The following is a 13,208-nucleotide window of genomic DNA, read 5'->3' as shown; positions in this document are numbered from 1 at the left end:
ATTTACAACCAAACAAAAAAGGAGACATGAACCCGATTCCTTGGTTAAAATAGATGTGCCACAACTATCCACAAGGAGGTTCATGTCTCATGAATAGATTAGCACATCATCAAGGAATCCACAAGTTTTTCATAACGTTAGGGTTGGCGCTTTATTTCTCGAAACCTGTGATGAAGCATCTCGTTCATATCGTGGATGCGATGATTACAAAGGGCTTTTCGGGAACGCTGACCGATCTACATCATGGGAGTTTTCATCCGAACCATCGCACGACACTGAGCCATTTTTTCACGAAAAGCCCATGGGAGGAAGAGACGCTGCTTCGCAAACTCCAACAGTGGGTGCTTCATCGTGTCGAACGCAGCTCGAAACGAGAGAATCAACCCATTTTTGTTTCGATCGATGATACGATTTGCCAAAAAACGAAGCCCTCGTCACGGGCAACACACGCCATTCAAGGGTGTGATTGGCACTATTGTCACGCAGAGAAAAAATCGATTTGGGGACATTCTCTCGTTTGGCTCATGGTTCATACGATGACTCAAGCGTTTCCTTTTGCCTTTCGCCTCTACGACAAGACGGCGGGGAAAAGCAAGGGGGAACTCGCGATCGAGATGCTTTCTTCTTTGGATGTACACCGTCCTGTTTATGTGCTGATGGACTCTTGGTATCCATCGCAAACGCTCGTGGAAGCTTGTCTGAAAAAGGGATTCCACGTCATCGCAATGCTCAAGGCCAATCGGCTTCTTTATCCAAAAGGCATTGCGGTTCAGGTGAGGGAGTTTGCCCGCTACATCGAACCGAAAGACACTCACCTCGTCACGGTGGGAAAAGAGCGTTATCGGGTTTATCGCTACGAAGGCTCTCTCAAAGGTCTCGATGATGCCGTGGTGCTGCTCGCATGGAAAGCCGATCAATCGATGACATCGGAACATCTTCATTGCGTGTTGAGCACCGATCGCGAGCTAAGCGATGAAGAGATCTTGCGCTACTATGCTGCACGTTGGTCGATCGAATGTTTTTTCCGTCAAGCGAAAGACCAGCTGAAACTCGATGGATACCGCGTTCGCGGGCGTCGGGCGGTGAAACGCTACTGGATCTTGGTGCAGCTTGCTTACGTGTACAGCATGTTCGATTCGAACAGTGATGTTTCGGATGGGCTCGATCTCCTGCGCAAGATTACATGGTAATTATTGTGATTAAAATTGCTCAACTACAGTACCTTAGCTATTTTCAATCCAATCCCTTCTTCACTATAAACGATAGTACTAATGACGCTCTTATTTAGAAGGATTGATGATTTTTAAATGTTTGTCAATGAAAATTTTTATCACACTCATACTTACGGACACACGCACAATGACAACAAAATGAGAACATCTTAAGAAATATTCGTGATAATTTGCAACGTTAGAAGAAAGCGTGTTAAACGGCAAACGAACATCATATTGGCACCCACTCATTGTAAAACAAAAAACTGCCGTCTCCAAAAAGGTCGACGACAGTCCCCCCTACTCCAACAACCGCTCCACTTCTTCTTCCGAAAGGTCCGTGACGTTCGCAATGTCTTTTACACTCATCCCTTTTTTCGCCATCGTTTGTACAAGACGCTTCATTCCTTGCTTTATTCCTTGCTTCACCCCTTCTTCTCTTCCTTTTTCTAACGCCTTTTGTTCATAAGAAATAATCAATTCCATCACTTGTTCTTTTTCTTTCGTCTCCATTTCATTCACCTCGCTTCGCAGTCTTCGTTCTTCTTCATCTGATAGTTTCACATATGTTTCAAAAAAGCCAAACAATAACCGTTGTTTCGCTTCGTCTAATTCCATTCGGACAAGCATGCGTAAAAATTGTTTTTTCAATTCTACCCGTTCACTTTCAGTATACCCCATTTTACTTAGTAGTGCAGCGGCGATCGGGTTGTCTTGGCGGATGTAGTTGCGCCAGTTTTGTTTGCGCAATTCGACAGTAAAAAAACGAAAGTCAAGCACGTGGCCAAAAGGAAATTGGAGGGTAAATGTCGATGGCTCGTCGCGGATCGTATCGTAGCTAAATACAGCAATTGGTACAATGTTTTTACGGTACTTTTCAAACAAACGGCTAAAATAAATAAACATCCGTTCGGAAAACGACGATTGAACGTAGCTTTGATTTTCGATATGAACGATAATTAAGCTATCCTCCCCTCTCAGCTTCGTTTCCACAAGCAAATCAACGCGATACTTCTCCCCTGCCACTACAGGGGAGAAACAACAAAAAACCCCGAGCTCTTTCATCGAACTCGGGGTTTGCGATGATTCCGACTGGGCTCGAACCAGCGACCTCCACCCTGTCAAGGTGAATCCAGTCAAAATCTTATGTATCAATAAGTGGCTCAACAAATTTTACGAAAAACCACTTCACATTTTATTTTATTGATTCTTATTATAGAGTAGTCGTTAAAAAATGTAAAGTGGTCATAGAAAATATTATAAAATTTATTTAATTACTCAATTCACACGTCAAAATAAGCAATCCATTTCTTGTTAAATCCACATCAATAACCTTCCAAGTTTTCCCCATCACATCGAATGTTGCATTAGCAACAAATTTTTGTTTCGTATTATCATCTTCACGTATAGTTACGATTATCTGATTTTCCGGCAAACGGATTGGCGCAAAATTATCTATTTTGAAAGTGTATTTATCAACGATTGCAGGAATATTAATTGATTCTGTTGTGTGGCACTCATAAATTGGCTCTCCGAAATCATTCCAGCCGACTATTTCACACACTTTCTGCCCTTCAACAATGATTTCATAATTACAATGACGCATTAATGCTTTCTTATAAAGTTTCCCTTGTGTCACATCAGAGACAATAAGATAGTTTTTTCCATTGTACACAATAAGATTTCCACGCTGGATTGAATCGAGAGTATAAATATATTTTTCCTCATAATCGCCAATTTTTGCATTATTTACAATTACTTTTTTCTCAACATTATCTATCGTAACCGTTTCCCCGATTGTATCAAGAAGGAATTGAAAATCAGACGTATCAAATGTAAAAGGATTCATTTTTAAACCTCCTTTAGTAACATAAAGGGGAATGGATAATCATCCCCCTACTGCGTGACTTCCAGTCACTCTGTCATGAATTAAACAACATAAACACATTTCCTGTTTGCTCTTGTTCATCCGTTTTCATGCTGCGAATTTTCCGCTCTAATTGATCTATACGATTCAATAAATTTTCGTGAAAATCGGCAACGGTCATATCGTCAAGTTTGTATGTTTTCATTAAAGTAGGATTGTTGGCGATGGATTCAAGGATACTTAATGCTGTCTTATAAATGTTCCGTTTATTCGTTGCTGATTGAGGAATATATTCATCATGGGCTTTTAGACCGTTTTCTTCTAAATAAACCGCTAATTCATTTTGATCGAGGTTGATTCCTTGTACCTCTAAAAGCAAACGTTGAAGATTAGTCATAATTTATTCTCCTTTCTGTAAACGTAAATATTCATGATTCAAATCAATGACAAATGCTTTCAATGTATCATCAGTTACTAGATGTCCTTGACCGACAAAGCCATATTCGTTTTCGTACCAGTCGCCGCTTTTTTCAAGTTTATATTGACGCTTAATACTTCCGTACTCTAAAACGAAACCTTTTAAGTAATAATGGTTATAACCGACATAATAACTTAAAGGCGAATACGATATATCTTTCATACTCAACCGCTTTGGTTGATATTCATTTAGATAATTAATGATTTTTTGCATGAACTCACGATGTTTCACCTTGTACATAGCGTTGTAATAATATTCGTCCATAAAATTCTGTTCTAACCGCTTTTCAAATTCTTCTCGCCTTCTCTTTTCTAAAATCATTTGAGGGTGATGTTTAAAATACTCCATTTTTTCACCTCCCGAAATATTCATCATTTCCTTTCATTTTATTTTGGCGGAATGGGTAATCATAGGCAAAGCGAAAAAATAATCAATAGAAACGAGCAATATTTCATCTATGTTTAAAAAACGTTGATATATAGGCATTTTTTGAATGTATAGTGAATGTGCGAAAAGTATTGATATATCAACGTTTTTGGAAGGTTGAAAATTTAAAAAAATTTTCGTGGGTGTGTAAAATGACTTGCTGCGGGCAAATTTTGACAATTAGGGGTACTTCTGTATGCTTTTTGAGTTGCCCCTATAATGTCTGTTATATGGGGAATTGCTTCCGATAACATGTATTATGTAACCTAGAGTATATTTTCACCTAATTTTTACCATATTTTATGTATTTTTTTACATTTTTAAGCCCTATTTTAGATTTGACCGCCTGCCCTCACTTATTTTTGATAAGTGTGTCATTTTTCGGGAAATATTTTTTTATTTCCCACATTCATAACAGGCGCAGGCAAGCGGATATATCACTGTCAAGTATTATCCCTTGACACATCTACATTTTCATTAAACACAACATCTTGTGTCTTATTATCAACTCCACTACTATATCTAGTGTTATTTTCTTCCTTCAATCTCATAAGTTCCTGCTGAACATCATATACATATGGATTCTGTTCGATCATCGTTTGCAAACTCAATCCGCCTACTTCACGCAACGATTTCATGTTTTCAATAATTTCTTTATCACTTGAAGGCAACGCATATTGGAATACAAGCCCTAACGAATCAAATTCATCATCTGTAAACGTTACGCCTTTGTATGCAAGTAAACGTCTAATCTTCTCAAAACGTTGCTCAATACCTTCACGAATATGTTGCTCATTCTGTCCTGCCTTCATTTTTGCCATTTGATAGAAGATTCTAACTGCTTCTGTACTCACATTACTAATATCTGTACGCCCTACCGCAATAGCAGGCAAATGTGCTACTGTATATAAAGCATTTAACAATGTTTCATACAATGTATCAAACGCTTGTGAATCAAACTTATTACTTACAAATTCAAATGTTGCTCCATCATCTAAATTCAATCCTGCTCCAACGATGTCAACTGACAATCCTTCACCTTTTAACTCTTGCCCTGTGATTACCGGAATACCTGTGATGTATTTGTAGTATGCATCTGTTGCTTTACTGATTAAATCCTCTAAATTGTCAAGAATACTTATCCAATTTTCAAGTTCACTTTTTCCCTCATTCTCATTTACTTCATTTGTTGTTTTATAAATAATAGGTAATCCACTTAAATTCGCATAACGCCCTGTTAATCTTAATTGTCCGCCTTTGTTGCTGTATGTTTCAACAACATCTTCACTATAAACGATATAATAATCAATCCCATCAACCATATACGCTTGGATAAAGGCGATCATTTCATTTTCATGATTATAAATAGGATACCCTTCACTAGCATCAATGAGTTTCGATTTAATTGTTTTATTATCTAAATAAACATACTCATACACTTGTCCATATTTCAACATCTTATCAAGAATCCGATAATTCAATCGGTCATATTTCCCTTGTCGATTTACTTTTTGATACTCCTTCACGATGCGCTCTTTTCCTGTTATTGTGATAGGATTTTGCAACAAGAATGATGTTTGAAAGTTAAGAAGTGTCAACGCATGATTCATAACAATTTTTCTCGGCACATACTCCTTCCCGCCAAACTTTTCATTCGGCTTCTGAAGGATTTTATGTTTTCCGTCAAGGTAATCTTTTAAGTTTAACACATTCATTACACGTTGTTGCGCTGATACACTCTGCACTTCCTCAACGAACCAGTCACTACGCCCTTCATGATATTCGTTTATGTACTGTTGAAGATTCATATAGAAATTCCCCCTTCATCATCAAATATCAACATAATATTTCGCTTGTTTCATGGCTTGGCACGCCATAGCAACGCTGATAACCATATCATCGAAATTTGATTTTCCTTTCTTGTTACCCATCTTTCCATTTTTCTCTTGATATATCTTCATTTCTTCTAACGTTCGTACACATTCAATGTTAATCATGCCAAGTTCAAACATTTCTTTCATGTCGTTAATAATAATCGGCTTTGTAACATTTGTCGTTTGAAAACCTAACTGCATTTTCCGTTTACCTCTTTGGTCAAACACCTTTTGTTTCAGTAAGTTCATATATCCATATTCTTTTCGCAATCGTTCAAGTAAAGGCAAACCGTACGAGTTACGCTCTACACAAATAAACGCATAATTAAAAAATCTACCTAAAGCGTCAACTATTTCAGCAAATTTATAAACAGGAATATCATTCGCATAGAATGAAGCGACTTGCTGCCCATCAGCGTCTAAAATACTAATTGCCGTATAATCGTTGTTACCTCCAGTCCCCGATGCCACGTCCACGCCTGCATAATGTCTAATTTTTGGTTTCGGTAAATGATAAATGAATAGATTTTTGTTTAAATAAGGTTTTAAGGTATCGGGTAAAACTCCCAAGACCTCTTTTGTTTCAAGTGGAGGAATGACATGATGAAGTCGTTCAATGATCTTTGCAGTATCAAAGATTGCTTTATTTGTTTCCATGAACGCTTCATTTGGTGTAGTCGGAAATTCGCGTTTAAACTTTTCAAGAGAATTTGTTTGAATATAGTAACGTCTAAACATTAATTGACGGTATGTCGCACCGTATTTATCACGCAAAATCTTTTCATCGTGATCTAAATCGTCATATGTCATTCTGCGACCTTGATTATTTAACTTAAACCAATTCTCTGCTTCATCAAATGTATGGCGGAATTGTTTCTCATACGCCTTTGCTAACCATGAATAGAAATGTGCCTTCCAAACACTTTCTTTGTCACGATACGCCTTCATAAACATTTCTTGGTAAGTGTTGTAGCCAAAGGCAGTCGATTCAATAATGATTGCGCTAGATTCATTTTTTGCCAGTGCAGGAATACATGTCGCAATTATTTCCTCTTGTACATCGGCAGGGTATTTAGCCATTTCTGAAAGATGTATGATTTGAAATGAATTTCCTGAAATGGCATCTTCTCCTTGTGCTGTTGCGATGATGATTCGGCTACCATTGTCTAAATACAACTCATCCCTGTTATTGAGAACTGTTTTAGGAAACAAATTCGGATACTTCTCATGCGGAAGGTTTTTATACATCTTTTTCAATTTGACAAAAAGCGATTTACTGACGCTAGCATGATGTGTCATGATGATATAGTTTGTATCGGGCTTTGTGCACGCGCTAAAAAGCATATACGCAAGTGAAAGCGTTGTGAATCCGACCTGTCGCCCTTTGAGAATGCAGTTATATTTTGACATCTCATTCATAAACTGTTCCTGCTCTGGATTCAAAACAAAAGGCACTGTATCCCCGTTATTGTCAATAATTTTAATGAAGTTTTTAGAGAACAATTTAAAATCGTTCATAATGATTTTTAACTTTTCTTCTTTCGTTAATTTTTTAGCCAATCTAATCACCTCCTACAAACAGAAAAAGGAGTGCCATTACGACACTCCTTAAAATAGAAGTTTTTTTAGTATAGAAATTTTCAAAGTGAAATTTTCCCCTTTTCTCATACTTAAAACCACGTTACCCAAACGAAAAATCGTTACCCGTCTTTGGGTAATGAAGTTGGGTAACGATCGGGTAATGATGGGTAATCATCGGGTAACAATGTTGGGTAATGTGGGAAACTTATATTAATATAAAAAACCGACATACTGTCTGTTTTAAATCTCTAAATCATCATCCTCATCTTCTTGTACTTTCTCTTGTTTTGTTTGTGTCCGATTCATTGCTTTTTGAAGTTGTGTCATATCTTTATGTAATTGAAGAAACAATTTAACCGCCTTTTCGTCACCTTGTTTTGCTTTTTCTGAAACAACATCATAAACAGTTTCAAGGTCTCGTTGCATTTTGCCCTTCATATACAACATATAGATTTCAAAATACTCATCCGTTTGTTCCCAATTCTGAAAAACAATCATCGACTTTCTATCTGCCCACTTGAGAAATTCTTCATCAGACATAGAAAGAATGTGTTCATTCTTTGGTGATCGTATTTGAAATTTCCGCATGAAATATGCTCTTTTGCGCCAATCTAGTTTTGATAATGCTTGATGAATGTTCATTATTTATCCTCCTTTGATTCAAAATATTTTTCCAGCCGTTTTATGTCGGACAATATTTCTTTTGTAATCAATTGTTGTTCAAGAAGATTTAATTTCATTAGCGATAACCGCATTTGCATCATTTCAATATTTTTCATCATTTTCTTAAATTCTTTCATAAAGATTCCCCCTATTTGATTAATTTTTGATTAAATAAAAAAATGGACTAGCGTTTGGGCTAGCCCATTAATCTAATTCATTAAGCCACACATTCAATTTACTTTGTCGTTCTTGATGATCTTGTTTTTCTTTCTGTTCATCTTCTCTTTTCTTTTCATCTAATTCCCAATCTTCTACAACGATAGCACTAATGTCAATGATTTCACGCTTTCTTTTTTGTTCTGCTTCTCTTTTTGCTCTTTCCGCCATTTTCATATATTCATTTTCAACTTTTTTCGCAACAACTTTCACCGTTTCATTTTTTTGTGTCGGGAAAAATTCATTCATAACCGTATCTTTAATTGAAATATCAACGTTTTTCTTGTCAAGTGTTTTTTTACATTTTTTCGTACAATTTATACTCCTCATAATATAGCAATTTAAACAAAAAATTTTCACGATTTTTCGCTAAAATTTTATACCTCTCATAATATAGCCTTTTTTAGAGATTTTTTTCACGATTTTTCGCCGAAATTTCGCATCACTATATTTCATACTACAAAAAATCCTTAATTTCTCCCATTTTTTTTTGACGTAATATATAGCAAAAATTTTTATACCTCTCATAATATTGCTTTTTTTAGAGATTTTTTTCACGATTTTTCCTGTAATTATCACATTTTTTACAAAATGACTGTTTACCTTCCTTTACAGGAAATTATTTCAAAATAGGCTCAATCCCTTGTCGCTCTAGGGCTGGAGGGTATTTTTTCAAAAAATATTTTTCATTAAAAGTGCCGAAAAATCTTGTGGCTGTAGGGATTTGGCGATTTTCTAAACTTGGACATCTTCCCGTTTTTTCTAACTTGCATAATATTCTTCATACATTTCATGAAGTGTATTTTCGTATTCACGATCAAGAATAGCCCCTACGATTCCCCAATAATAACCGAAAATGTTGTGTACTTTACGCCCATGTCTAATGTTCCGTATTAGTTGTTTAAAAGAATCAATAGCAAGGTCAAGTTTATCTTGCTGCGAATAATAGGAAAGATAATAAGTTTGAATCTGAATGACCTTCCATAGTTCCTCGATCACTTTATAATCATTCCAAAAGCACTTTACAAGATCACGAAACTCTTTAGGTACTCTTGAAGAAGCGAATGAGCCATCTAATGCTTTAGTACGTTTTATATTATTTTGATTGCTAGTTTTAGATAGATTGCTAGTTTGTGGGCAGTTCAATTTTTCCTCTTTAGGTAGTTCAATTGTTTGAGAAAAAGAAACATCTTCTTTTACTGGATAGCGATTAAACACATATAGATTAGATGATTGAGAACCGTTTTTCCGTTCTGTTTCATAAACAGTAAGCAATCCAAATGCTTTCGCTTTTGTAACCATGCGCTTAAAAGTTGAACGACTAATACCAACTCCATCTAATTCATGTGTAGCCGAAACAATAGTTGCGATCTTCGCGTTGCAAACGCCAGCGACTTTTGCGGAAAAACGAATAAGGCGTTTTAAAGCGATTAATTCCGATTTGGTGAATTTAGATTTTAAATCAATCATCCATTGTTCTATATTATTGTTAAAATCTTTTAAATTTTGAAACTGTGATAAATGTTTAAATTGTTCAATAATGCCCGCTTTCATAAAAAATATGCCCCCCTACCGTATGTTTTTAGGGCATACTCAATACACAAACACCTTGCTTATTTTTAAAAAATGGTGTATGCTTTATTTAGTGCATTATTTATTGAGTATGCCTTATCCTTTTTGGGAGTGATGTTGGCGCATCACTCCCGCTTTTTTTGTTACTGTGCAAACGATAGTGCTTCAAACGCTTGCTCGTATTGTTGAAGCAAATCATCTACATTTGCACCTGCGGCTTTTTCTTTTTTCATTTGTTGGATTTGTGTCCATAGCACCGCTTTGAGTGTTGCAAGTTCTTGTTCAGTCACTTGAATTGTTTTCATATTTGATTACCTCCTTAAATATCTAAATTGTTTAAAGGATTAAATTTCTCGTTCTGTTCCTTTAAATCGTTCCCCCACATTGCGACATATCGCATAGTAACGTTTATATTTTGATGGCGCATGAGTTTCTGAATCGCAAATGCCGACATGCCCGACATGGCTAATCTGTGACAAAATGTGTGTCGAAACGTATGAGACGATAGACGTACATCTTTAAAATTCATGATCTTTGCTAGACGCTTAAAGACATTCTGTACTGCGTTCGGTGTAAGTTGTTTATTGGATCTATTCGTAAAAACATACTCACTCAAATTTTCAGCACCGAAATATTGCTCACAATACAATTTGTAAGATGATAATTCTTTAGCCAACTTTTCAGTGATTGGAATTGTTTCACGTTTACGACTTTTGCCGAAAACCGTTAATGTTTGATTGACAAAGTCAATATCATTCCATTTTAAAGAACATAATTCACTTAATCTTAAACCTGTGCCAAGTAAAGTAACGATGATCGAATAATCACGATAAGCATAGAACGCTTTTTCTCTTTGTTTTATTCTCCTGTAATAATTCAACATTTGCCTAATGTGATAATCAGAAAAAACATCAATCTTAATATCTTCCTTTGCTCTTTGGAATTTATCCGCTGGATTTTTTTCAATTACTTCACATTCAACCATGTAATTAAAAAATGCTCTGATTCGCTGTAGTTTTGTATTTGTAGTGGTGGAGTTGTTTCCTTTGTTTTGACAATGAAGCAAATATTTCTTGACCGTATTCGGAGTGACATCTTGAACATTTAATATTTCATTTTCATTACAAAAATCAAAGAAATGTTTTAAAATGTTTTTGTAACTTTCGATAGTTTTAAGGGTAACGTTCTTAAATTTCCTATCGTCTAAAAAATCTTGAATCGCAAATTTAAGCAACAAAAAAACCACCTCACATTTCTGTGAAGTGGTTTACCCGTATTGTAGCAAGTTTCGCTACGACCACAACATTTTTTAATGTTGTGAATGTTGAGCGAACCCTTGATACAACTATTGCGATGATTCCGACTGGGCTCGAACCAGCGACCTCCACCCTGTCAAGGTGGCGCTCTCCCAGCTGAGCTACGGAATCGTATGTTGTTGTGTTATCGAACACATTTTTCATTATACGTATCGTTCCCTAGTTTGTCAAATACTTTTTTTAAAAAATTTTTTCGTCATGACGTCTTTCGTCTGTTTTTTCTTTTCTGTAAAAATAGATATTGCCTTCTTTAAAAAAGACATGATATGATAATTAGAAAAACATTTGAAAGGGATGGTGAGCTATGAGACGTGTCACATTAACTGACATCTTCCTTCACCCCATCACCCAAAAATATTTAAAACGTTCAGGCGTCGCGCACGCCATTGCGACCGCATATCATGCGTATCGCCTTGCCTTGCAATATGGAGTGAATGTTGATTTAGCAACAAAAGCCGCATTGCTTCATGATATCGGGCATTATGAATGGTACTCTAATGGAACATGGGACTATGAAACATATAAACAAAACGACATTCATGCGATTAAAGGGGCGGAGCGAGCACATAAACTGCTTATTCGACTCGGTGAACATCCTCAACATGCGAAAGAAATTGCCCTCGCCATTTTGCTTCATACCGATTCGTATCTTCCAGAAGGAGAATTAAAACGAAAGCCGCTCCAAACGATCGTGAAGCTCGCCGATGAAGCAGATGAAGAACCGGGTGGCAAACATCATTATCGCCAAATCGATGACGAACTCGCTTTGAAAAAAATTCAACAGCTCGATCGCATGGTCGAACAACAACTACAACGTAACGCTCTCGACCAAATTAGCTAAGGCTAGGTGTTATACCTAGCCTATACATATGATAACGCCTGTTCCACATCAGCAAGCAAATCATCGGTCGCCTCTAATCCAACACTTAAGCGCAACAAGCCGTCCGTAATGCCGCGGCGATGGCGCTCCGCTTTCGGCATCGCTGCGTGCGACATTTTCGCTGGATACGATAAAATCGACTCGACCGCTCCTAAACTGACCGCAAACACAGGGATGCGCGCATGTTTCACAAACGTCCGCACCGCTTGTTCGTCCTCCAATTCAAACGACAGCACCGCACCAAATCCGCGCGCTTGATCGCGATGAATATCGTGTCCTTCATGAAAAGAAAGCCCAGGATAATATACGTGCGCAACTTTCGGATGATGATGGAGAAACTGCGCCAGCTGCAACGCCGAACGTGAAGCATAATCTAACCGAACGTGAAGCGTTTTTAACCCGCGCAACACGAGCCACGCATCTTGCACGCCAAGCACCGCCCCGAACGAATATTGCAGTTTGCGCAGCTGTTTTGCGAGACGCTCGTCTTTTACAACCGCCAGCCCGGCTACAACGTCGCTATGGCCAGCTAAAAATTTCGTCGCGCTATGCAAAACGACATCGACGCCGAGATCAAGCGGACGCTGCAACAAAGAGGTCGCAAACGTATTATCTAAAAACGTCAAACAACCGTGCGCTTTCGCAAGCTTCACAACCCCACGAATATCCGTAATTTTCAAAAGCGGATTCGATGGCGTTTCCATATAAATGACTTTCGTGTTCGGGCGAATGTGACGCGCTACCGCATCTAAATCAGTCATATCGACAAACGTATGTTCGATGCCAAATCGGCTCAATACGTCCGTGATGATGCGATACGTTCCACCATACACATCATCGGTAATTAATACGTGATCTCCTTTTGACAACAATAAAAATGCTGTTGAAATGGCAGCCATGCCCGATGCGAACGCAAAACCGCTGACGCCCCCCTCCAGTTCCGCAATCGTTTCCTCAAGCGCCTCGCGTGTCGGGTTGCCAGAACGGCTATAATCGTACTTGCCAAACGTATCAAAATCAAACTGATGAAACGTCGATGCATGATGAATCGGGACGCTAACTGCCCCTGTTTGCGCATCAATTCGCCATTTATTATGAACAAGTTGCGTTTGTAAATCCATCCT

At 37.5% G+C, this 13,208-nt stretch carries 13 protein-coding genes, 1 tRNA gene and 2 pseudogenes; 2 read left to right on the top strand and 14 right to left on the bottom strand.

All coding sequences use genetic code 11. The features are described from left to right. Nucleotides 1–89: 89 nt before the first annotated feature. Nucleotides 90–1,178 (top strand): annotated as a pseudogene (locus NST18_RS03645) (IS701 family transposase); the annotation flags it as partial. Between the two features lie 333 nt (nt 1,179–1,511). On the opposite strand, the pseudogene NST18_RS03640 reads toward NST18_RS03645, so the two are convergent. The 13 genes and pseudogenes from NST18_RS03640 to NST18_RS03580 all read right to left on the bottom strand — a co-directional run. Beyond that, nucleotides 1,512–2,249: pseudogene (locus NST18_RS03640) on the bottom strand (Rpn family recombination-promoting nuclease/putative transposase); the annotation flags it as partial. 232 nt (nt 2,250–2,481) lie between these two features. Continuing rightward, nucleotides 2,482–3,060 carry an Ig domain-containing protein gene (locus NST18_RS03635; RefSeq protein ID WP_340721234.1) on the bottom strand — a complete coding sequence of 193 codons (579 nt, stop codon included), beginning with the start codon at nt 3,058–3,060 and terminating at the stop codon, nt 2,482–2,484. Nucleotides 3,061–3,133: 73 nt separating this feature from the next. After that, nucleotides 3,134–3,475, bottom strand: a complete 342-nt coding sequence (locus NST18_RS03630) for a hypothetical protein (RefSeq protein ID WP_340721233.1) — start codon at nt 3,473–3,475, stop codon at nt 3,134–3,136. Nucleotides 3,476–3,478: 3 nt separating this feature from the next. Then, complete coding sequence (locus NST18_RS03625) at nt 3,479–3,904, bottom strand: hypothetical protein (RefSeq protein WP_340721232.1); 426 nt, start codon at nt 3,902–3,904, stop codon at nt 3,479–3,481. Between the two features lie 521 nt (nt 3,905–4,425). After that, a complete protein-coding gene (locus NST18_RS03620; RefSeq protein WP_340721231.1) occupies nt 4,426–5,790 on the bottom strand; it encodes a phage portal protein in 1,365 nt (454 codons plus the stop codon). Between the two features lie 21 nt (nt 5,791–5,811). Continuing rightward, on the bottom strand, nt 5,812–7,416 hold the full coding sequence (locus NST18_RS03615; protein WP_340721230.1) for a terminase large subunit domain-containing protein: 1,605 nt from the start codon (nt 7,414–7,416) through the stop codon (nt 5,812–5,814). Between the two features lie 261 nt (nt 7,417–7,677). Then, the gene (locus NST18_RS03610; RefSeq protein ID WP_340721229.1) at nt 7,678–8,079 is read right to left on the bottom strand and encodes a hypothetical protein; all 402 of its coding nucleotides are present in this window, start codon (nt 8,077–8,079) and stop codon (nt 7,678–7,680) included. Beyond that, nucleotides 8,079–8,237: a hypothetical protein gene (locus NST18_RS03605; protein WP_172437888.1), complete on the bottom strand. Its 159-nt coding sequence runs from the start codon at nt 8,235–8,237 to the stop codon at nt 8,079–8,081. The genes NST18_RS03610 and NST18_RS03605 overlap by 1 nt, the downstream gene beginning before the upstream one ends. A 67-nt stretch (nt 8,238–8,304) precedes the next feature. Beyond that, nucleotides 8,305–8,565, bottom strand: a complete 261-nt coding sequence (locus tag NST18_RS03600; RefSeq protein WP_340721228.1) for a hypothetical protein — start codon at nt 8,563–8,565, stop codon at nt 8,305–8,307. Between the two features lie 513 nt (nt 8,566–9,078). Then, on the bottom strand, nt 9,079–9,870 hold the full coding sequence (locus NST18_RS03595; RefSeq protein WP_340721226.1) for a hypothetical protein: 792 nt from the start codon (nt 9,868–9,870) through the stop codon (nt 9,079–9,081). Between the two features lie 161 nt (nt 9,871–10,031). Then, nucleotides 10,032–10,193, bottom strand: coding sequence for a hypothetical protein (locus NST18_RS03590; protein ID WP_340721225.1), 162 nt, complete (start codon nt 10,191–10,193; stop codon nt 10,032–10,034). 14 nt (nt 10,194–10,207) lie between these two features. Beyond that, a complete protein-coding gene (locus NST18_RS03585; RefSeq protein WP_340721224.1) occupies nt 10,208–11,125 on the bottom strand; it encodes a tyrosine-type recombinase/integrase in 918 nt (305 codons plus the stop codon). Nucleotides 11,126–11,242: 117 nt separating this feature from the next. After that, nucleotides 11,243–11,315 (bottom strand) — tRNA-Val (locus NST18_RS03580). Between the two features lie 193 nt (nt 11,316–11,508). Here NST18_RS03580 and NST18_RS03575 point away from each other — a divergent pair. Further along, nucleotides 11,509–12,045, top strand: coding sequence for an HD domain-containing protein (locus NST18_RS03575; protein WP_004891686.1), 537 nt, complete (start codon nt 11,509–11,511; stop codon nt 12,043–12,045). 20 nt (nt 12,046–12,065) lie between these two features. On the opposite strand, the gene metC is transcribed toward NST18_RS03575, so the two are convergent. Beyond that, complete coding sequence (metC, locus tag NST18_RS03570; RefSeq protein ID WP_340721223.1) at nt 12,066–13,205, bottom strand: cystathionine beta-lyase; 1,140 nt, start codon at nt 13,203–13,205, stop codon at nt 12,066–12,068. Nucleotides 13,206–13,208 lie beyond the last annotated feature (3 nt).

It is taken from the genome of Anoxybacillus sp. FSL W8-0104 (genome assembly GCF_038004465.1).
GTDB classification, from domain to species: Bacteria; Bacillota; Bacilli; order Bacillales; family Anoxybacillaceae; genus Anoxybacillus; species Anoxybacillus flavithermus_G.
Note: the sequence above shows the minus strand (reverse complement) of the source record. Positions and strands in the feature narration are given on the sequence as shown.